This is a genomic window from Hymenobacter sp., from assembly GCF_031398885.1.
Classification (GTDB): Bacteria; Bacteroidota; Bacteroidia; order Cytophagales; family Hymenobacteraceae; genus Hymenobacter.
This window is the reverse complement of record NZ_JANNOD010000048.1, coordinates 1-20,539: the sequence shown is the minus strand read 5'-3', so window position 1 is coordinate 20,539 and position 20,539 is coordinate 1. Positions and strand designations below refer to the sequence as shown.

Annotated in this window: 19 protein-coding genes and 1 tRNA gene; 6 read left to right on the top strand and 14 right to left on the bottom strand. The window is 65.0% G+C overall.

Annotation, left to right across the window (positions count from 1 at the left end; translation table 11 throughout):
- Window positions 1–221: 221 nt before the first annotated feature.
- The 4 genes from RMO51_RS08725 to RMO51_RS08710 all read left to right on the top strand — a co-directional run bounded on the left by RMO51_RS08725 (window position 222) and on the right by RMO51_RS08710 (window position 4,449).
- Window positions 222–860 carry an outer membrane beta-barrel protein gene (locus RMO51_RS08725; protein ID WP_310393864.1) on the top strand — a complete coding sequence of 213 codons (639 nt, stop codon included), beginning with the start codon at window positions 222–224 and terminating at the stop codon, window positions 858–860.
- Between the two features lie 202 nt (window positions 861–1,062).
- Window positions 1,063–2,130, top strand: coding sequence for an aldo/keto reductase (locus RMO51_RS08720; protein ID WP_310393862.1), 1,068 nt, complete (start codon window positions 1,063–1,065; stop codon window positions 2,128–2,130).
- Between the two features lie 275 nt (window positions 2,131–2,405).
- Complete coding sequence (locus RMO51_RS08715; RefSeq protein WP_310393860.1) at window positions 2,406–3,398, top strand: aldo/keto reductase; 993 nt, start codon at window positions 2,406–2,408, stop codon at window positions 3,396–3,398.
- A 127-nt stretch (window positions 3,399–3,525) separates the two neighbouring features.
- Window positions 3,526–4,449 (top strand): helix-turn-helix transcriptional regulator, encoded by a 924-nt coding sequence (locus RMO51_RS08710; RefSeq protein ID WP_310393858.1) that lies wholly within the window; start codon window positions 3,526–3,528, stop codon window positions 4,447–4,449.
- A gap of 39 nt (window positions 4,450–4,488) precedes the next feature.
- On the opposite strand, the gene RMO51_RS08705 is transcribed toward RMO51_RS08710, so the two are convergent.
- The 5 genes from RMO51_RS08705 to RMO51_RS08685 form a co-directional block, all read right to left on the bottom strand.
- Window positions 4,489–5,250 carry an SDR family NAD(P)-dependent oxidoreductase gene (locus tag RMO51_RS08705; protein WP_310393857.1) on the bottom strand — a complete coding sequence of 254 codons (762 nt, stop codon included), beginning with the start codon at window positions 5,248–5,250 and terminating at the stop codon, window positions 4,489–4,491.
- A gap of 72 nt (window positions 5,251–5,322) precedes the next feature.
- Window positions 5,323–6,282, bottom strand: coding sequence for a helix-turn-helix transcriptional regulator (locus RMO51_RS08700; RefSeq protein WP_310393855.1), 960 nt, complete (start codon window positions 6,280–6,282; stop codon window positions 5,323–5,325).
- A gap of 213 nt (window positions 6,283–6,495) precedes the next feature.
- Window positions 6,496–7,134 carry a hypothetical protein gene (locus tag RMO51_RS08695; RefSeq protein WP_310393854.1) on the bottom strand — a complete coding sequence of 213 codons (639 nt, stop codon included), beginning with the start codon at window positions 7,132–7,134 and terminating at the stop codon, window positions 6,496–6,498.
- A gap of 199 nt (window positions 7,135–7,333) precedes the next feature.
- Window positions 7,334–8,596 (bottom strand): site-2 protease family protein, encoded by a 1,263-nt coding sequence (locus RMO51_RS08690; RefSeq protein WP_310393853.1) that lies wholly within the window; start codon window positions 8,594–8,596, stop codon window positions 7,334–7,336.
- Window positions 8,559–9,218: an HAD family phosphatase gene (locus tag RMO51_RS08685; RefSeq protein ID WP_310393851.1), complete on the bottom strand. Its 660-nt coding sequence runs from the start codon at window positions 9,216–9,218 to the stop codon at window positions 8,559–8,561. Before RMO51_RS08685 ends, RMO51_RS08690 begins: the two co-directional genes overlap by 38 nt.
- 186 nt (window positions 9,219–9,404) lie before the next feature.
- On the opposite strand from RMO51_RS08685, the gene RMO51_RS08680 reads away from it, so the two are divergent.
- Window positions 9,405–9,478 (top strand) — tRNA-Ile (locus tag RMO51_RS08680).
- Window positions 9,479–9,838: 360 nt separating this feature from the next.
- Here the strand turns inward: RMO51_RS08680 and RMO51_RS08675 are convergent.
- The 3 genes from RMO51_RS08675 to RMO51_RS08665 form a co-directional block, all read right to left on the bottom strand.
- Window positions 9,839–10,243, bottom strand: a complete 405-nt coding sequence (locus RMO51_RS08675) for a hypothetical protein (protein WP_310393849.1) — start codon at window positions 10,241–10,243, stop codon at window positions 9,839–9,841.
- Between the two features lie 128 nt (window positions 10,244–10,371).
- Entirely contained in the window at window positions 10,372–10,698 is a 327-nt protein-coding gene (locus RMO51_RS08670; protein ID WP_310393847.1) for a hypothetical protein, read from the bottom strand.
- A 312-nt stretch (window positions 10,699–11,010) separates the two neighbouring features.
- Window positions 11,011–11,850: an META domain-containing protein gene (locus RMO51_RS08665; RefSeq protein ID WP_310393846.1), complete on the bottom strand. Its 840-nt coding sequence runs from the start codon at window positions 11,848–11,850 to the stop codon at window positions 11,011–11,013.
- Between the two features lie 414 nt (window positions 11,851–12,264).
- On the opposite strand from RMO51_RS08665, the gene RMO51_RS08660 reads away from it, so the two are divergent.
- On the top strand, window positions 12,265–14,514 hold the full coding sequence (locus tag RMO51_RS08660) for a patatin-like phospholipase family protein (RefSeq protein ID WP_310393844.1): 2,250 nt from the start codon (window positions 12,265–12,267) through the stop codon (window positions 14,512–14,514).
- Window positions 14,515–14,691: 177 nt separating this feature from the next.
- Here RMO51_RS08660 and RMO51_RS08655 read toward each other — a convergent pair whose 3' ends face one another.
- The 6 genes from RMO51_RS08655 to RMO51_RS08630 form a co-directional block, all read right to left on the bottom strand.
- The gene (locus tag RMO51_RS08655; protein ID WP_310393843.1) at window positions 14,692–15,477 is read right to left on the bottom strand and encodes a DUF1080 domain-containing protein; all 786 of its coding nucleotides are present in this window, start codon (window positions 15,475–15,477) and stop codon (window positions 14,692–14,694) included.
- 31 nt (window positions 15,478–15,508) lie between these two features.
- Window positions 15,509–16,384 (bottom strand): sugar phosphate isomerase/epimerase, encoded by an 876-nt coding sequence (locus RMO51_RS08650; RefSeq protein ID WP_310393841.1) that lies wholly within the window; start codon window positions 16,382–16,384, stop codon window positions 15,509–15,511.
- 148 nt (window positions 16,385–16,532) lie between these two features.
- Window positions 16,533–17,420, bottom strand: a complete 888-nt coding sequence (locus RMO51_RS08645; protein WP_310393839.1) for a TIM barrel protein — start codon at window positions 17,418–17,420, stop codon at window positions 16,533–16,535.
- Window positions 17,421–17,616: 196 nt separating this feature from the next.
- Window positions 17,617–18,102, bottom strand: a complete 486-nt coding sequence (locus tag RMO51_RS08640) for a c-type cytochrome (RefSeq protein ID WP_310393838.1) — start codon at window positions 18,100–18,102, stop codon at window positions 17,617–17,619.
- Between the two features lie 98 nt (window positions 18,103–18,200).
- On the bottom strand, window positions 18,201–19,253 hold the full coding sequence (locus RMO51_RS08635) for a sugar phosphate isomerase/epimerase (RefSeq protein ID WP_310393837.1): 1,053 nt from the start codon (window positions 19,251–19,253) through the stop codon (window positions 18,201–18,203).
- A 17-nt stretch (window positions 19,254–19,270) separates the two neighbouring features.
- Window positions 19,271–20,422, bottom strand: coding sequence for a Gfo/Idh/MocA family oxidoreductase (locus tag RMO51_RS08630; protein WP_310393835.1), 1,152 nt, complete (start codon window positions 20,420–20,422; stop codon window positions 19,271–19,273).
- Window positions 20,423–20,539 lie beyond the last annotated feature (117 nt).

Genomic DNA, 20,539 nt, shown 5'->3' with positions numbered 1-20,539 from the left:
GGTGTGGGGGGCGCAGCGTAGCCTAAGAATCTCGCCCGCTTCGTTGAAGGGTTTGGATTACTACCACACGCGAGATGTTTGGGCTACGCTCAGCATGACGTTCCTTTTGCGCACTGCTCATTGCTCATTACTTTCTTAACCCAAATCATCGTTTTTACCTCTCGGCGCCCGGAACCTTTGGGTCGAAGCTTCAACCAACCAAAACCGCTTCGCCCCAATCCATGAAAACGCTGATGATTACGGCCGCCGCCGCGTTGTTGAGCGCCGCCGCAACCCCCGTCCAGGCCCAGCAGGCCGACACCAAACGGCCCGTGTACGCCGAACTCGGCTTAGGCATCAACAAAACGCTGTACTTCGGCGACACCCGCACCACGCTGGCCCGGGCGCTGGGCGGCAGCGCCAAGCCCGGCACCGGCAACAACATCCTGGCCGGCTTCTACGTGGCCCCCGAAGCCTGGCGCGGCCTGGGCGTGGGCAGCCGCATTTCCGGCTCGTTCGGGGCCCCGGTCGAGGGCGACTTTGGCGACAAGTACATTTTTAACTACTACAATTTGGCCCTGGCCGCCAAGTACTACGGGCTGAGCCGCGCGTTTGGGCGCGGCCTCTACGCCCGCGGCAGCGTGGGATTCGGCCAGCTCACCACCAAGCGCTTCGACGAGGAAACCAACTTCTACCGCCACCAATACGCCCTGGGAACCTCGCTCATGGCGGGCGTGGGCTACGCCTTGCCGCTGAAAGGCTACAGCCTGGGCCTGGAAGCCGAATTTGAATCAGCCTCCCGCTCGGGCACCGTTGACGGAATCGGAAACCAGACGTTTCGCAGCGGGCAGGTGGGGGTCAACGTCATCGTTGGCTTTTAGCGGCTTTGTTGGTGGCGCCCGCGCCGCAGCTGCGTGGGCAACTATTTCGCCGCGCGGAAACCGGAAACTGGTGGCCCGGGCGGCGTTTTGTGTAGCAGAAGCTGCGGTTTGTGTGGTGCCGGGCGGGGCCGGGCCTGGACCTTTGCGGGGCAATTGCCGTTGCTGAGAAAGCAGCCGCTACCCTCACCAAAAACCAGCCCCTATGAGTCTCACCGATTTCCGCACCCTGGGCCGCTCCGGCCTCCTCGTCAGCCCGCTCGCCCTGGGCACCATGACCTTCGGCACCCCGCGCTGGGGCTCGGCCGACGACGTGTCGCAGGCCGTGTTCAACGCCTACGTGGACGCCGGCGGCAACTTCATCGATACGGCCGACGTGTACGCGGGCGGGCAGAGCGAGGAGATGCTGGGCGGCTACGTGGCCGGCCGCCAGCTGCGCGACCAGCTGGTGCTGGCCACCAAGTTCGGGTTTTCGGCCCAGCGCGGCAACCCCAACGCCGCCGGCAACGGCCGCAAGCAGATTTACCGTGCCCTCGAAGGCAGCCTGCGCCGCCTGCAAACCGACTACGTGGACCTGTACTGGCTGCACGTGTGGGACACGCTGACGCCCGCTGAAGAAGTGCTGCAAACCCTGGGCGACCTGGTGCGGGCCGGCCGCATCCGCTACTTCGGCCTCTCCGACATGCCGGCCTGGTACGCCACCCAGCTGGCCACGCTGGCCCAGGCCCACGGCGTGCCCGGCCCCATTGCCATGCAACTGGAATATTCGCTGGTGGAGCGCACGACGGAGCGCGAGCACGTGCCCGCGGCGCGGGCGCTGGGCCTGGGCGTGGTGCCGTGGAGCCCGCTGGCGGGCGGTTTTCTGGCCGGCAAATACGAGCGGGCGGGCCCGGGCACCCCGTCCGCCCGCGGCGAAGGCCGCCTGAGCGGGGCCAACCCGTTTTCGGGGCCCTTCACCAAGTTTACCGAGCGCAACTGGGCCATCCTGGCCGCGCTGCGGGACGTGGCCGGGCAGCTCGACCGGCCGCTGGCGCAGGTGGCGCTGGCCTGGGCGGCGGCCCAGCCGGGCATCAGCGCGCCCATCATGGGGGCCAGCCGGGTGGCGCAGCTGCACGACAACGTGGCCGCGCTGGAAATCGACTTCAGCCCCGCGCACTTGCAGGCCCTGGCCACCGCCACCGCTCCCGAGCCGGCGTTTCCCTACGCCATTTTCACCCCGGAGATGCGCAGCGCGGCCATATTCGGGGGCGCCTCGGTGCAGGGGTGGCGCTAAGCCCCGGCCGTCGACACCAAAAACATTCACGCGGCGTTTGCCCGGCGGCGCAAAGGGGACGCCCGCTGCCGGTTTGTGACTGACGGGACCACGCTACAGGGGCGGTTCAGGACGGTTCGCAGGGGCGGGCGGGGCTGGCCCGTGCGCAGACCTGAAAACCGCCCGGCCTTCGATTTGTGTAGCAGAAACCGCGGTTCGTGTAGTTCGGCGCGCGGCTGGTTGCGGGACCTTTGCAGGGTAAAATCGTCACTTCGTTTTCTCAACCACCAACCGCAATGAACCCCATCAAAAAAGTGGCTCTGGGCAGCCAGGGCCTGCAAGTATCCGTCGAAGGCCTGGGCTGCATGGGCATGTCGGGCTTCGCGGGCGGCACCATCTACGGCGCCACCGACGACGCCGAGAGCATTGCCACCATTCACCGGGCGCAGGAGCTGGGCGTGACCATGCTCGACACGGCCGACATCTACGGGCCGTTTCACAACGAGGAGCTGGTGGGCCGGGCCATTGCCGGCCGGCGCGCGCAGTTCACCGTCGCCACCAAGTTCGGCTTCGAAATCGGCGCCGACGGCAACCTGACCTGGGCCTACAACGGCCGGCCCGAGTACGTGCGCAAGTCGGTGGAAGGCTCGTTGCGCCGCCTGGGCACCGACTACATCGACCTCTACTACCTGCACCGCCTCGACCCCAACACCCCGATTGAAGAAACCGTGGGCGCCATGAGCCGGCTGGTGGACGAAGGCAAGGTGCGCTACCTGGGCCTGAGCGAGGTGCCGGCCGAGGTGCTGCGCCGGGCGCACCAGACGCACCCCGTCACGGCCCTCGAAACCGAGTATTCGCTCTTCGACCGGGGCGTGGAGGAAAGCGGCGTGCTCCGGGCCACGCGGGAGCTGGGCATCGGCTTCGTGGGCTACTCGCCGTTGGGCCGGGGCTTTTTGTCGGGCCAAATCAAGACGCCGGACGACTTCGAGGAAACCGACTCGCGCCGCCTGTTTCCGCGCTACCAGGGCGAAAACTTCTACAAGAACCTGGCGCTGGTGGAGCAGCTAACAGCCCTGGCCGCGAGCAAAGGCGTGACCCCCGCGCAGTTGGCCCTGGCCTGGGTGCTGGCCCAGGGCGTGGTGGCCATTCCGGGCACCAAGCGCCGCGCGAACCTGGAGGCCAACGTGGCCGCGGCCAGCCTCGTGCTCAGTCCGGCCGAGCTGGCCGAGCTGGAAACCGCCCTGCCGGTGGGCAGCGTGGCGGGCGCGGCGTACCCGGCCGGGTTTTAGCCGTTCGCTGCTTGTTGGTCGTTGGCCGTTGTTGGGGGCAGGGGGTTGGCACGTTCGACAAGGCCCCGGCCCTCGGAAATTGCGCTGACAACGGACAACGAACAACTGACAACTAAACCCGCGACTGATGAAGGCCCCCGCCCCCGAAATCCGCACCCTGGCCACCGTCACCGACTACACCCGCCTGTGCCAGTTGCCCGCGCCGGTCCACCCGCTGCTCACGCTCATCGACCTGGAGCAGACCCGCAACAACGCTGTGCCCGCGGATTTTACCCCGGTGGTGCAGCAGCTCTACTCGGTGTGGGTGAAGAAAAACCTGAAGGGCCGGGTGCACTACGGCCACCAGTCCTACGACTTCGGCGAGGGCGTGATGGGGTTTGTGGCCCCCGGTCAGGTCTTCGCCATTGACGCTTCGCTGGACATTTCCGGCATCAGCGGCTGGATGCTGGTCTTTCACCCCGACCTGTTGCGGAAGCACCCGCTGGGCCAGAAAATTACCGGCTACGGCTTTTTTTCCTACCAGGTGCACGAGGCCCTGCACCTGTCGGCGCGGGAAGAAGCCCTGCTCGACGGGCTGCTCGACGGCATCCGGGCCGAGTACGAGCGGCCCATCGACGCTTTCAGCCAGGACGTCATCGTGGCCCAGCTCGACGTGCTGCTCACTTACGCCAACCGCTTCTACCACCGCCAGTTCCTGACCCGGCGCACGGCCGAGCACGACCTGCTCAGCCGTTTCGAGGCCGCGCTCAATGCCTACTTTACCACTGAGCCGGGCGAGCAGCCGCTGCCCACCGTCCAGCACTTCGCTGATGCGCTGCACGTGTCGCCGGCCTACCTGAGCGACATGCTGCGCGCCCTCACCGGCCAGAGCACCCAGCAGCACATCCACCACGCCCTGATTGAAAAGGCCAAGCGCCTGCTGCTCACCACCTCGCTCACCATCAACGAAACGGCTTTTCAACTTGGCTTCGAATACCCGCAGTATTTCTCGCGCCTGTTCAAAAGCAAAACGGGGCTGACGCCGGCTGCTTTTCGGGTTTCGGCGCGGTAGGGTGCGGGCTCTACCGTGCGCCGGGCCGCCCGGCTCCGGCTAGCTTTTGGTAATCCGGTTGATGATTTTGAGGAAGCGGCCCGGCGCGAAGCGGGACCCCAGCCGCAGCACGCGGGCCAGGCCCACGGGCGCTTCGTAGGTGTCGCGGCGCAGGGCGTCGAGGGTGGCGGTGGCTACTTGCGCCGGCGTGAGGCCCCGGGCGGTTTGGCCGCGCTGGGCGCGGGCGCCCTGGTCCAAGTCGGTGTCCACGATGGGCGGGATGATTTCGAACACCCGCACCGGCGTGTCCCGCAGTTGGTGGCGCAGCGAAATGCTGAACGAGTGCAGCGCCGCCTTGGTGGCGCTGTACACCGGCGCCCGCGTGAGGGGCACAAAGGCCAGCCCCGACGACACGTTGACGATGGCCGCCGCCGGCTGCTGCCGCAGGTGGGGCAGCAGCAGGGCCGTCAGGTGCAGCGGGGCTTCCAGGTTGATGGCGATTTCGCTCGCGCCCCCGGCCAGGGCCTCGGGGTGGCGGGCGAAGTCAATCTCGCGCTGCACGCCCGCGTTGTTGATGAGCACGTTCAGGCGCGGGGCTTCGGCCAGGGCCCAGGCGCAGAGCGCGGCCCGGTCGGCGGCCACGGCCACGTCGCACACCCGCACGCGCAGCTGGGGCAGGCGCAACTGGGCCTCGCGCAGCTTGTCGGCCCGCCGTCCGCAGATGAGCACGTCGTTGCCGGCTTGGAGCAGCGCCTCGGCCAGGGCCAGGCCGATGCCCGTGGCGCCGCCCGTGATTAGAATGGTGTTGTTGGCGATTTGCATGAGCAGGTAGGAAATTGACGAGGCAAAGCACGCGCTGCCGGACCGCACAAAATAGCTGCTTCCGGCCTAAAATCAGCCCAATCCGGCCGCGGCCTGGGCCTTGGCAAACTTCTTGGGCGTGGTGCCCGCCGCCGTCCGAAACAGGCGGGCGAAGTGGCTCAGGTTGGTGAAGCCGAGCCGCTCGCCCACGTCCGCCACCGACAAGGCCGGGTTCTGGAGCAGGCGGCGGGCCTCGGCCATGCGCGCCTGCTGGAAGTAACTATACACGCTCAGCCCAAACACCTGCCGAAACAGCGTTTTGAGGCGCGTCTCGCTCAGCCCGGCGCCGGCGGCCAGGGCGGCCAGGGCGGGCGGCCGGGCCAGGTCGGCCAGCAGCCGGGCGCGGGCCTGCATCAGGCGCCGCACGTCGTCGGGGCGCGGGGCCGGCAGGGCCTGGTGCGGGCGCCGGGCCAGGCGGGCAAAAAACAAATACAGCAGCTCCTGGGCCTTGGCCCGGCAGTAGAGCAGGGCCAGCGGGGCGCGGGCCGGCGGCTCGCGCAGCTGCCGCAGCACGGCCAGGATATCGGGGTCGGCGTCCTCGTACACGTAAAAGGACTGCTCGCCGGCCTGAATGCGGGCCAGCAGCTCGGGCTGGGCGTCGGGGCCCAGCAGCTCGCGCAGCACCGCCAGCCGCACGGTGAGAATGCCCACGAAGATTTCGGTGTGCAGTGGGAAATGAAAGCTCCCGCCCATGTCGTCGGTCGAGAGGGTGATGCCCGCGGCAGCCGGGCGCGACAGGGCCGCGTTGGCGCCCGCGTAGCGCTGCACAATGGGCACTTCGTTGAGGTAGCAGAGAATGCACACCAAATCGGTGCGCGGCACGGCCGGCCGCCGGTGCAGCGTGAGGGGCGCGCGCAGCGTGTAGTGGTGGGTGATGAGCTCGAAGCCGGGCTGCAGCGCGAAGGCCTGCAGTTGGCCCTGCCCCAGCGCGGGCGGCAGCGTCAGGGTGTGGCCGTTGGGGGCCACACCCGCCACCGCGGCGAATTCACGCAAAAAATTAATTGCCCCGGTCGGCGTAAAGCTCAGTTCCATGAGCAGCAAATTTATACGGGCAGCGCCAGCTCAACCCCGCTGACCGGCCCGGCTAAGCGGGGTTGTTGGTGCGTGCAGGTGGCGGAGCTGCAATTCCGTGGAGACGCCAACTGGTGCGTCTCCACGCCCCTGCACGGACAGGGAAAACGCCGTGCCAACCCCCCCGAACAGGCGCTAGTTCAGGTACGGCGACTCCAGCTCCTGGCCCATGCTTTTAAGGGTATCAGTGCTGCGGCGGCCGGTGAGGCGCGTGGACAGGGCCTGGGCTTCGCGGGCGCTGAGCACGTCCAGCTCGCGCAGCCAGGCCACCCGGCGCAGCTGCGGCTCGATGAAGCCCAGGGGGTTGACCTGGCCGTACTCGCCGCGCAGGTAGGTTTTGGTGCGGCTTTCCAGCTCGGCCACCAGGGCGCGGAACTGCCGGCGCTGCCAGGGCCGGCCGGCCAGCGTCACGGCCAGGTGGGCAGTGTGGAGCTGGAACGTGGACCACTGCTGCTCGAACCGGAGCCAGACGGCCAGCGCGTTGATGCCAAAAATAAACCACCACGAATACAGCGGAAACCCGGCCTGGCCGGTGGCCAGCCACGCGCGCCAGGGCCCCACGCCCAGTACTAGCAGCAGCAGCCCGGTCATCAGCAGCTGGTTGACGGGGATGTGGCGGTGCTCGCGGGACTTGACGGGCAGGATTTCCTCGTACGGCACTTCGGTTTCGAGCGTGGCCACGCCCTGGGGGTTGCGCTTGCAGATGTACAGGCTTTCGGCCCGCAAGGCAATGTGCGTAGTGCCGAGAAAAAGCTGTTTTTGGGTAAAAATCATTCGGGGGAAAAGGAAGAGGGGAGAGGGAAAAGCGGGGAAGGGGGGGCCGGTTTCGGGCGGGGCCGCGCTCCTTTCCAGGGCGGCGGGAAGCGGGAAAGCAAGGCCGGGGTGCGCGGGTGAAAAGGCAAGGTCGCCCCGTCGCTCCCGGGCGGTTTCTTCCCCTGTAGCCCCCGCTCCCCACTTCCCCTGCTTGCTTCCCTCACTTGAATGGGCTGGGGGTGAAGCAGAGCGCGAAAATAGCCACCATCGCCCAGCCCAGCGCCTTGCGGGCCGGGCTCAGGGGCCGCTCGTCGGGGGCGGGCGGGTGGTAGATGCCCGTGAAGCGGCCCAGCAGCAGCCCAAACACCAGCCAGCCCGGGTTGCCCAGGATGCCCGGGTCCAGGGCGGCGTAGGCCAGCTGAGCCGCCCAGATGCCCGCCGCCAGCAGCAGCCCCTGCCGCGGCGTGGGCAGCACCCGCCAGAATATCAGCGCCAGGTAGCCCGCGTAAATCGGGCCGCCGTACAGCCAGGTTTGCCCGCCGCTGCGCAGCGTGAAGATGCCCAGCCCGGCGTAGAAGACGAAGCCAATGAATAAGACGAGGGCGAGTTTGTTAAAGCGCCGCTGGCCCAGCAGCCCGTAGAGGATGTGGCCGCCGTCGAGCTGGCCCAGCGGCAGCAGGTTCAGCGCCGTAAAGAACAGGCTCAGCGCCCCGGCCATGAGCACGGGGTAGTGCATGAGCTCGTTGGGATGGGGCAACCGGGCCGGGTCGGCCACCACGGCTTCGAGCAGCAGGTAGAGCAGCGGCTTGGCCAGCGTGATGCCCTGCGCGCCGGGCCCGTACACGTAGCGGGCGTAGTCGGCGCCGTAGCGGGCGTACTCGGGGTGAATGCTAAACAGGTACTCCAGCGGCGGCAAATTCGCGAAGCCGTACACCAGCAGCGGCACCGCCACCAGGAAGCCCGCCAGCGGCCCGGCCAGCCCGATGTCGAAGAACTCGCGGCGCGAAAAAATCCGGTCCTTGATGCGGATGACGGCCCCGAACGTGCCCAGCCCCATCGGAAACGGGATGTAGTACGGCAGCGAGGTGCGCACCCGGTTGCGGCGGGCCGTGAAGTAGTGCCCGAACTCGTGCACCGTGAGCACCCCCAGAAACGGCAGCGCAAACCACAGCCCGCGCTGCACCTCCGCGCTCAGGGCCGCCCCGCGCAGGGCAAACACGTCGAGCGGCAGCAGGCCAATGTCGCCCCGGGTGAGCTGGATGCCGGCCAGCGTGGTGGTCACGAGCGTGACCAGAAACAGCCCAATGTGCCGCACCGCCGTGCGCGTCGGCGAGGGCTCGGGCCGCTCGAACCGGCGGAACAGCCGGTGCGCCCGGGCGCTCGTCAATTGAACGGTGGGGGTGGTTGCTGCGGGTTCGGCGGCATCCTCGCCCAAGTAGTCAGGGTCAGGAACGGGTGGGGGCGTATTCTCGGGGAAAGGCACGGATGGCTGCGGGCAGGGCGGTGGTGAGGGTGAGCGGCGGGGCCAGGTGCAGCACCCCCAGCCCCAGGCGCCGGGCGGTGGCCACGTGCTGCGGACTGTCCTCGATGAACAACACGTCTTCGGGCCGCCAGTTCATTTCCGCCAGCGCGTGCCGGAATATTTCCTCGCCGGGCTTGCGCAGGCCCACTTCCTGGGAGTAAAAAACCCGGTCGAGCACGTCGGCAATGCCGTGCTCGAACCCGTACCGGGCCGCCAGCCGCCGGTTGATTTCGGCGATGTGCAGGGCGTTGGTGTTGCTGAGCAGGGCGGTTTGGTGGCCCTGCCGGCGCAGCTCGCCGATGAGGGCGAGGCGCTCGGCCGGCACGTCGAGCAGCATGGCGTGCCAGGCGGCGTCGAGCGCGGCATCGTCGGCGTCGAGGTCGTACGCCGCGCGCAGGCCGGCCCGAAACTCGGCGGGGGAGAGGTGGCCGGTTTCGAACCGGTCGAACAACTCGGCCTGCTGCGCCTGGGTGAAGGCAATGGTGCTGCCCACCCGGTTCAGGCGGCGCAGGGCGGCGGGGGTGGCCGCGTAATCAATGTCGATGATGACGCCGCCAAAATCGAAAAGCAGGTGGGGAAGCATTCGGAAGGTTGCTGGTTCCTTATTTATGGTTGCTAGTTCCCGGTTGTTCCTGGTTGTTGACTTATTCCGATAGCCAGAAACTAGCAGCCAGGAACTAGGAACCTTCCAACGAAGGTCGTACTTTTGCAGGGTTGGAGGAGCCGGCGACGGCACGGGTTGAGGTGAAAGATGACTGCCTCCGGCACCGGGCCTATAGCTCAATCGGTTAGAGCAGCTGACTCATAATCAGCAGGTCCTTGGTTCGATTCCAAGTGGGCCCACAAAAAAGCCCCTTTAGAGTGTTCTAAAGGGGCTTTTTTGCACGTGTAGAATGGCCGGATACTAGCAAGTTCGTCCATACTTAATATTTGAGTAAAAAGCTTCAAGCTGAGAGAAATGGAAAGACCTTCGCGGTTTTGCCTTCTACTGCTTGACGTTGACGCTTGCTTCTTGAAATTTTTCCTGTTACTCCGGTAGAACAACTCAATTTCCAGCCCGGCGAAGCAGAGGAACTGGCTGCTAAACTTCCTGGTAAGCTTTATTGTCCCCGCGCGGCGGGAGTGTTTACCGCAAAGCCCCGACTAAGGAGCCGAAGCTTTGCGGTGAGCTCATCGCGTAAGTGTGCTGCGGTGTTTCAGCCGTTACAGGCTCAGGGTGTAGGCCCCGGTGCCGCTGTTGTAGGTGCCACTGGCGTAGGTGGATTGACCCGTATTTTCGACAATGATGTCGACGCTGAACCGGTACACGCCGCCGCAGCCCAGTCCGTAGGTAATACCATCTGGGGGCGTAATCGTTTCCACGATAGTCCACCCGTTCAGCCGGCACTCCCGGGTAGTGTAGGACCGGATACCATTTTTGATGGAAGCTGTTGGAGCCACGCAGGCGCTGCCGCCGCCGCCGCCGCCACCGCCAGTGGGCGGGTCAATGGGGGCTACGTTGTTGGCAGTGCCGGGGGCTACGCGCGGGACGGGGGTGGCATCCTCTTTGGAGCAGGCAGCTAGAGCCAGCAGCGCGCCTAGTAGAAAGGATTGTTTTTTCTGGAACATGCGGGTTGGAAATAGGAAATGGTGAAAGCGATGTGAAAATGCAAAAATAAAAATATTAGTAATCTAGTAGAGTCGCGGCGCAACGCGGCGGGGTAACTGGTTCTAGCACTGCCCCGCCGCGGGTCGGGTTAGCGGCTCTGGCGCAGGCCAGTCCGGTAGCCCCAGTAGTAGTAGTAGTCGTCACCGCCATATGGCGAAGCGGCCAGCGCCTCCTGAGCATAGGCAATTTCGGCATCGACCGCTGCGTAGTAATCGGGTGTACCACTTCCGTAGGTAGCGGCGGCAACGGCGACAAAATCTCGCCCGCTGTAGAGACCGGCAAAGAAATAGTCGTTGTCAGGATACACGGTAGCACACGAAGCTGACGCAACGCCCAGGCCGACGGCGTGGGTTGGGAAAGTGAGACCGCCAGCAAGCAGCGCGACCACGGAGAGAACAGCACAGACCTTTTTCATAAGGGTAGGAGGAGTGGGGGTGGAGGAAAGCACGACCCGGTCAGGGGGCGCACCAGCAAATAACCTTACTACCAGCCATTACCCCAAGGACATTATGCCCCTATTTGTGACTAGACTTAAAGTCATATTTAAGTGAACAATAGACAGAGATAGGTGCGATAACGACTACTGGCTTTGTTTTAAGCCGGGGCGGCGCAGTAAGTAAGCGCCATTTATTACCTTAATTCTCCGAAACCTCGCAGTCATTGACTCCTAATTTTTTAATCCGTTCGACGACCTAGCGGCGGGCCCGCCCCCCGAAGCGGAGGCTGCTCAGTCGACTTTCTTAAAGACCAGGGCGTGGCTGCGGTTTTCCAGGGTCAGCCGGCGGTTCTCAATGCGGTGAGCGAAGGAGTGGTCGGAGAGGATTTCGAGGAATTTCTGCTCGAACGGCAGCGCCGGGCAGCTCAGCCGCGTGCTTCTCAGGGGGCCGAAGCCGATGCCGGCGCTTTCCGGGGCGACGGGTCCGCTGAAGCGGTTACAGCCCGCGAAGCCCAGCACTTGCTGGGTCGAAAGGTTAATTTCAAGGTACGGTTTGTCCTGGGCGAATTGCCCGCTGCTCACCGCTTGCCCGTCCACCGATTCCAGCGCCCAGATGTCGTGCAGCCGGTAGTCGCCCAGGTAAGTGCCGCAGCCCGTAAATTCCTGGGCCGTGGTCATGGCCGTTGTTTTGGCCAGCACCGTGACGGTGTACGCCAGCGCCTCACCGGACATGGCATTCGTACAGGGCCGTTTGGCGATGGTCACGACCAGCTCGCCCGCGGCCGTCACGGCCCGGTACCGGACCACCTGGGCATCCTGGGCCCGGGCGGGCGGGGGCAGCGGCGCGGTGAGCGAATCCACGCCGCCGACGGATTTGAACCGCAGGCCCCGGGCGGCGCCCAGCTCCAGCGACCAGAACGGCTCGGTGCCCGCGGCCACGAACTCCACGCCCTGGGCCCGCTGGACATCCCGGCGGGCGGGAACCACCGCGGCGGCCGGCGCCCGGGCCGGGGTGGGCGGGGCGGGGTTGGCCGTTCCGCCCGCCCCGGCCGTCTGGCCGTTTTCTTTCTTGAGGGAGGCGCACGCCCCCAGCGACAGGGAACAGGCCACGACCAGCGCGTAGTTCTTCATGATTTTCCGGTTAAACCACAGCGCGGGCGTTGCCCGGAAGCGAACGAGGCACGCAGCAGTAATTTACGCCACGCACGGCGGTCAACTCAGGCCGCCGCGCCGCTGACGACCCCGGCGATTACGCTCAGTACGCTGCCCCTGGCAATGAATTCGCTAAACTCGGAGACGTAGCTTAGCCCGAAATTAAATGGGCAGTGCGACCCGCAACCGAGCCCAGACAAAGGAATTAAAGATTTTGGCCGGGTATTCAAATATAGGTCGTTTATTTACCTTATTCCTCCGAACAGAAAATTATCTATTTTCACCCGTTCAACAAAGCCCTTGAAGAAGTGACGAAGCGGTTTAGAAATGGATTTGCCCAAACAGTTTCATTCTGCCAATTGGTTGGACCTCGCCTTCTAAAACTACCCTAAGATGCGAAAATGCCTCTGTTTGCTGGTCTTGTTGCTGGCCGCGTCGGGAGCCGTGTGGGGCCAAACCTTGCCGCCCCGGCCCCGGATTGGCCTCACGCTGAGCGGGGGCGGGGCCCGGGGGCTGGCCCACATTGGCCTGCTCAAAGCCCTGGACTCGGCCGGGGTGCACGTGGATTACGTGACGGGCACGAGCATGGGCGCCGTGGTGGGCTCGCTGTACGCGGCGGGCTACTCCGGCGCCGAAATCGAGCGGGTGGCCAACGGGCTGGACTGGAACGCCTTGCTCACCAACGCCACCCAGTTGCGCACGGTTTCGCTGCCGCAGAAAGACGAGTTCGGCCGCTACCTCGTGGAGCTGCCCGTGCTCAACGGCGCGTTTCAGGCCCCCAGCGGCATCATCGAATCGGAGGAGCTGTGGCTGAAGCTCAGCGAGCTGCTGTTCCCCTTTTACCGCACCAAGGACTTCGCGCAGTTTCCGCGCGGGTTCGAGTGCGTGGCCACCGACGTCATTTCCGGCGAGCCGGTGGTGCTGAAAGAAGGCGAGCTGGTGGCGGCCATCCGCGCGAGCATGGCCATTCCGTCGGTTTTCACGCCGGTGCGCTACCGCGGCCGCCGGCTGGTGGACGGCGGCATCGTGCGCAATTTTCCGGTTTCGGAAGTGAAGGCCCTGGGCGCGGGCCTGGTCATCGGCAGCAACGTGTCGGCCGGGGCTTACACCGAAGCCAGCCTGCGCAGCCCGGTCGACGTGCTGCTGCAAATCTCCTCCTTCAAGGACAACGCCGACTTTAAGGACCAGAAAAAACTGTGCGACGTGTACGTGGACTACCCGTTGGAGGGGTTCGGCAGCGGCAGCTTTTCGGCCTCGGGGCCCATCATGAGCCGGGGCCTGCAAAAAGGGCGCGCCATGTTCCCGCGGCTGAAAGCCCTGCGGGATTCGCTCGATGCGCTGTACGGCCCGGTGCGCGCCGCGCCGCCGCGCCCGCGGGTCGACTCCGTGTACATTGCCGATTACGAAGTTCGGGGCCTGGAAACCGGCGAGGTGCCGCTGCTGCTGAAGCTGATGTCGTTTCGGCCCCGCCGCTACTACTCCGCCCGCCAACTTTCCGAGGCCATCCGCGGGGCGTTTGGCACGCTGTACTTCCGCAAGATTACCTACGCGCTGCAGCCGGCCACCGATACGTCGGCCCGCGTGGTGTTCGAGGTGGAGCGCGCGCCGCGCACCCTGGCCGGGCTGGGGCTGCACTACAACACGCTGACGGGCATCGGACTCATCGCCAGCCTGTCGTCGCGGGACCTGCTGCTGCCCTTCTCCACCAGCCAGGCGGCCATGAGCATCGGCGAAAATCCCCGCCTCCGGCTCAAGCACGTGCAGTACCTGACCCGGGAGAAGAACCTAATCGCGCGTTTCGCGGCCCAGGGCGAACGGGTGAACATCACGACTTACAACGCGGACTTCGACAAATCGGGCCTCTACACGCAGAGCTACGTCACGGCCAACCTCCAGGTCCTGCGCGCCCTGGGCCGCAGCCGGGGGCTGGGGCTTGGCACCCGGTACGAGTACGGCCGCTTCAAACCCGAAATCACTTCGCGGCTCCAGCTGGACGGCCGCATCAGCTTGCTCAACAGCTATTTGGTGTACGAAGACAACACGCTCAATGCCGTGGTTTACCCCACCCGGGGCCACCGGGTGTCCGCCGAGAGCGGCTACGTGTACGCGCAGCGCCCCCGCTTTCAGGTGCTGAACGACAACACCGTCATCGGCACGGAGCAGTCGCCCAATTTTTCGTTTCGGCCCTACGGTCGTTTCCGGTTGAACTACGAGCAGTTTCTGCCCCTGGCCAAGCGCGCTACGCTGCTGGTGCAGCTCCAGGCCGGCGTGAATGCCAACTACCGGCAAGCCATCACCAACGATTTTGTCGTGGGCGGGCTCAGCACCGTGGTGCGCAACCAGATTACGTTTGCCGGTCTGCCCGAGGCGTCCCTGTTCACCAGCAGTGCCGCGGCCGGGCTGGTGGGCTACCAGTACGCCCTCAGCCCGCGCCTCTACGCCCTGGCCAAGGCCAATGCCCTGTACCACGGCTTCGTCACCAACAACACGAATTTGCAGCCCTCCCGGGTGATTTACGGCGGGGCCCTGACGCTGGGCCTGAACTCGTTTCTGGGCCCCATCGATGCCAGCCTGATGTACTCCAACGTGTCGAAAAAGCTCCTGCCGTATTTCAACGTCGGCATTCCCTTCGGGTACCGGTAGCCGGGCCAGCGCTGCGCCCGCAGCCCGCAGGAAGCGGGATGGTGCGCATGAGCTGGCCCGCCAGCAGCGAAGCTTTGAAGCGCGAGCACCGCACCAGAACAATGCCCGCCAGCGAAAACCGGCCGCTTGGCCGCCGGCTTAGCAGGACATTCCTGTCGTCTCTTTAACCGGCAAATTTTACTTCGCCGCCGGCAGCTCCCGCACCCAAATGTTACGAAAGCTCAGCGGCTCACTCTTGTCGCCGTGGGCCTGCAGCTTAATGGGCAAGGGGCCGTGGGCCTGGGCGTAGCTGGGCTTGCCGATGTACTGGGTGGGGCCGGTGAGGGCCGTGTGGTTTTGCACCAGCACGCCGTTGAAAAACACGGTGGCGTAGGCCGGTGACACCAGCGCGCCGCCCGCGCCGAACACCGGCGCCGTCCACACCACGTCGTAGGTCTGCCATTCGCCGGGCTTGCGGGCGGGGTTGGCCAGCGGGATGGCCTGCTTGTAGAGGCTGCCGGCCATGCCGTTTACGTAGGTTTTGTTCTGGTACATGTCCAGAATCTGCAGCTCGTAGCCCAGGTCGTCCTTGCCCGTCGAGGCCAGGAACAGGCCGCTGTTGCCGCGTGCCTGCCCGGTGCCGGTGATGTTGGCCGGCACGCGCCACTCCAGGTGCAGCTGGTAGTTGCCGAAGCTGCGCTTGGTTTCGATGTTGCCCTCGTCCTTCTTTACGGTGAACACGCCGCCGGCCACCGTCCAGCCGGCCTTGGCGCCGCTGTTCTTGGTCGACACCCACTGGTCGAGGTTCTTGCCGTCGAACAGCACCAGCGCATCGGCGGGAGCAGCGCCGGGGGTTTTGCCGGGCGCCACCACGGCGGGCACCGGCTCGTACACCTCCGTGTCCTCCGGCTTGCCGGCTTGCTGGGCGTGCGCAGCGCCCAGGCTGCCGGTGAGAAGAATAAGGGAAAGAAAACGGAATTTCATAGAAATTGAGGGTAAGTAGTCGGCGCCGAAGCTACGAAAGCAGCTTCTTTTTGATGTAGGCCGCGCTTTGGGTGATGCTGGGGTAGGGGTCGGCGGCGAAGTATTCCTGCTCCATGAACACGCGCTTGAGCCCGGCGGCCTGGGCGTGCTGGAATATTTTGGGGTAGTCGATGCTGCCCGCGCCCACGGCGGTGGTACGGTCGGGCTGGGTTTTGTCGCGGTCCTTCACGTGCCAGAGCGCGAACCGGCCCGGGTGCGCCGCCATGAACTTAACCGGGTCCTGGCCGGCCAGCACGGCCCAGTACACGTCCAGCTCGAAGTCGACCAGGGCGGGGTCCGTCTTCGTGAGCATCACCTTGTACTGGGTTTGGCCGTCCACGGGCTTGAACTCGAACTCGTGGGAGTGGTAAGCGGCCCGCAGCCCCGCGGCCCGGCACAGCCCACCCAGCTGGTTGAGCTTGTCGGCAATGCGGCTGAAGTCGTCGCGGGTTTTGCGCAGCTCCTCGGGCAGGTAGGGCACCACCACGTAGGTTTGGCCGGTAGTGGCCGCCGCCTCCAGGCACGCTTGCAACACCTCTTGCTTGCCCTCGCCCACGAAGCTGCTCAGGTCGTAGTGCCCGCTGGTGGTGGTCAGCCCCACGTCCGTGAGCACGGCCTTGAACTCTTTCGCGCTGAGGCCCCAGAAGCCTTTTTCGCGGCTGTAGCCGTAGGTTTCCACCTCGGCATAGCCCGCCTTGGCCACCTTGGCCAGCACGCCCTTCACGTCTTTGCCGATGAAGTCGCGCAGCGTGTACAGCTGCAAGCCCAGCGGCAGCGCCGCCGGCGCCGCGAACAGCGCCCCCGGCCGCAGCAGGGACATGGCGGACAAGAGGCCGGCCTGCTTCAGAAAATCTCGGCGTTGGTTCATGAGCTGGCTAGGTTTGGCGTTGGATGGACGATGTGTAGAGACGCAACATTTTGCGTCTCGTCGGCCGCGTCGTGCAACGATTATCGTTCAACGACGAGACGCAAGTATGCGTCTCTACACGCGGGTTTAAGAAATTTCAGGGCCGATTTTACACGTCGCACAGCTGCACGGCTTTCTGAAGTGAGGCAATTTTATCGGCCTGCTTGGGTACGAACTCCTGGGCCACGTAGCCGGTGAAACCCGTGGCTTTAATGGCCCGCATGATGGCCGGGTAGTACAGCTCCTGGCTCTCGTCGATTTCGTGGCGGCCGGGCACGCCGGCCGTGTGGTAGTGGGCAATGTAGGCGTGGTAGTCGGTGAGGTTGCGGATGACGTCGCCCTCGTTAATCTGCATGTGGTAGATGTCGAAGAGCAGCTTGAAATTCTCGGAGCCCAGGCGCTTGGCCAGGGCGGCGCCCCAGGCGGTGCGGTCGCACTGGTAGTCCTTATGGTCGATTTTGCTGTTGAGCAGCTCCATCACCAGCACCACCTTGTGCTTGGCGGCCAGCGTCAGCAAGGGAGTGAGGCCCGTCACGCAGTTGGCCAGGCCGGTTTCGTCGCTCATGCCGCGGCGGCTGCCGCTGAAGCATATCAGGTTGCGGTGGCCGGCCGCCGCCACTTGCGGTATCATAGCGGCGTAGTTTTTCTGGAGCGTGGCGTGAAACTGCGGGTCGTTGAAGCCGTCGGTGAGGTTGATTTCGGCGCCGTTGCACATGGGCGAATCCAGGCCGTATTTTTTCAGCGTGGGCCAGTCCTTGGGCCCCACCAAATCGATGCCCTTGATGCCGATGCGCTTGGCCGCCGCGCACAGCTCGTCGAGCGACAAATCCTGGTAGCACCAGCGGCACACCGAGTGGTTGATGTTGCCCTTCAGCGCCACGTTTTCCGCCTGCTTTTCCTCGGCCGCGAAGCAGCCCATCGGGCCCGCGGTGCCGGCCACGGCCGTGCCCGCCAGAATGTTTTTAATCACCGTGCGGCGGGTTGGGGAGGAGGGCATGGCGTGAGGGGAAAGGAAATGGAGACTTGAAAACTACCCCAAAGGCCGTCGTGCTCATCTGGCGTCCGCGAAGCCGAAGCATCCCGCCCGAGTAAGTAACCAACTGGTCCAGGCGATTGAATTAGTGCTGCGGTAGAGATGCTTCGACAAGCTCAGCATGACGGCCTTCCAAGCATTCAAGCCGACTTGGAAAAACCTACTTCAAAGTCAGGATGTAGCTGACCATTTCCCGAGCGTCGGCCACCGACAGCTGCGGGTGCGGCGTCATGGGAATTTCGCCCCAGTGGCCCTTGCCGCCCTTGATGATGGTGCTGGCCAGCATGGCAATATTCGCTTCGGTGGCCGGGTATTTTTGGGCCACCGCGACGTAGGCCGGGCCCACCAGCTTCTCTTTTTCTTTGTGGCAGCCCAGGCAGGTGGAGCCGGCGATGAGCTTGGCGCCGGGCGCCACCAAGCCGCCCGGGTTGTCGGTGCCGATTTTGGTGATGCTGGTGTCCATCTGGGGCTGGTGGGCCACGGCGGCCATATTGGCGCCCGTGGCGCTGTCGGCCTCCAATTCGGGCGCGCCGGCCGAGGCGGCTTCTTGTTCGGCGCGGACTTGGTCGGGGCCGTCTTTTTTATAACCGGAGTCGCAGGCGGCCAGCAGGGCGCAGAGGCTTAGGAGCAGGAAAGTCTTTTTCATAAGTGAAAGGCGGTTGTGTGGTTAGTTGTCAGTTGCTCGTTGTCAGTCGAATGATGAAAACGATACGGACAACTGACAACGAGCAACTGACAACTTGTTTAAAGTCCGAGCAACGTGTTGATGAAGGTGGCGTTGGGTGCCGTGGCGGCGAAGTCGTCGAAGGTTTTTTCGGTAACGCGAATGAGGTGGTCCTGGATGAAGCGGGCGCCTTCGCGGGCGCCGTCCTCGGGGTGCTTGAGGGCGCATTCCCACTCCAGCACGGCCCAGCCGGGGAAGTTGTACTGCGCCAGCTTGCTGAAAATGGCTTTGAAATCAACCTGCCCATCGCCCAGCGAGCGGAAGCGGCCGGCGCGGTCCAGCCAGCTTTGGTAGCCGCCGTACACGCCCTGCCGGCCGTTGGGCCGAAACTCGGCGTCCTTGACGTGAAACATCCGAATCCGCTCGTGGTAAAAGTCGAGGTATTCCAGGTAGTCGAGGCATTGCAGCACGAAGTGCGAGGGGTCGTAGAGCAAACAGGCGCGCGGGTGCTGCTGCACCTCAGCCAGAAACCGCTCGTACGTCACGCCGTCGTGCAGGTCCTCCCCGGCGTGAATTTCGTAGCACAAATCCACCCCGCAGGCGTCGAACTCATTCAGAATGGGCGTCCAACGACGCCCCAGTTCGGCAAAAGCGGTTTCTACGAGCCCGGCCGGGCGCTGGGGCCAGGGGTACACCAGGGGCCAAGCCAGCGCCCCGCTGAAGGTAGCGTGCGCGTTCAGCCCCAGGTTCTGCGAGGCCTTGGCGGCGTACTTCAACTGCTGCACGGCCCACTGCTGCCGGGCCGGCGGGTTGTTACGGTAGGCCTCCGGCGCAAAGCCGTCGAACAGCTCGTTGTAGGTCGGGTGCACGGCTACCAACTGCCCTTGGAGGTGCGTCGAAAGCTCGGTGATTTCCAGCCCGGCGGCGTTGACCTTGCCCCGGATTTCGTCGGCATAGGTCTGGCTCTCGGCGGCTTTTTGCAGGTCGATGAAGCGCGCGTCCAGCGTAGGAATCTGCACGCCTTTGAAGCCCAGGCCGCTGGCCCAGGCGCAGATGCTTTCCAGACTGTTGAAGGGCGCTTCGTCGCTGATGAACTGGGCCAGAAAAATGGCGGGCCCCTTGATGGTTTTCATAGGCAGTCAGGGGCGGGTCAGACGATGAAATCGGTCCATTTCTGTTCGGAGCGGCCCGAGGCAATGACGTTTTCGATGAAGGCCATGCCGCGCACGCCTTCCTCCAGGCCCGGAAAATCGAGGGCTTCGGGCGCGGCGGTGTGGCCCACGGCTTCGGCCTGTAAGGTGAGGGCGAAGTTGCGGTAGATGTTGGCAAATGCTTCGAGGTAACCTTCGGGGTGGCCGGCGGGGGTGCGGGCGTTGTGTTGGGCAAACGAGCCCACATAGTCGGTGCCGGCCCGGCGGATTTCCGTGGGCCGGTCCAGCCACTTCACCAGCAGCGTGTTGGCGTCGGCCTGCATCCATTCCAACCCGCCCCGGTCGCCGTACGCCCGGATGCGGACGTTATTCTCCTCGCCGGCCGCTACCTGCGTGGCCACCAGCACGCCGCTGGCCCCGCCCGCCAGCCGCAGCAGCACGGCCCCGTCGTCGTCAAGCCGGCGGCCGGGCACCACGGTGTTGATGTCGGCGCAGAGCCTCTCCACGTGCAGGCCACTCACGTATTCGAGCAGGTTGAAGGCGTGGGTGCCGATGTCGCCCATGGCGCCGGCCACGCCGCTGCGGGCGGGGTCGGTGCGCCAGGCGGCCTGCGCATTGCCGGTGCCTTCCTCGAAACCGCTGAGCCAGCCCTGCGGATACTCCACGTACACCTTGCGGATGGGCCCGAACGTGCCGGCCGCAATCAACTGCCGGGCTTCTTTCACCATGGGGTAGCCGGTGTAGGTGTGGGTGAGGCACAGCCGCCGGCCGCTGGCTTCAGCTAGTTGCCGCAGCTGCTTGGCCTCGGCCAAAGTGAAGGTCATCGGTTTGTCGAGCACCACGTGGAAGCCGTTTTCCAGCGCCAGGCGGGCGGGCGCGAAGTGCAGGTGGTTGGGCGTGACAATGGCCACTACCTGCACCCGCTCGGCGGCGGGACGCTGCTTTTCCTGCTCAATTAATTCCTGGTAAGAGGCATATACCCGCTCGGCGGGCAGGCCCAGCAGCCCGCCCGTGGCCCGCGACTTTTCCGCGTCGCTGCTGAAGGCGCCGGCGGTGAGCTCATACAGGCCATCAAGGGCAGCCGCCAGGCGGTGAATGGCCCCGATGAAGGCCCCTTGCCCGCCGCCTATCATGCCCAGTCGTAGTTTCATATGGGGTTGTCAAGTACACTGCCGACCGTCATGCAGAGCGCAGCGAAGCATCTCGCGTGGGGTAGTAATCAAAACCGCTGAAGGACACGAGCGAGATGCTTCGCTGCGCTCTGCATG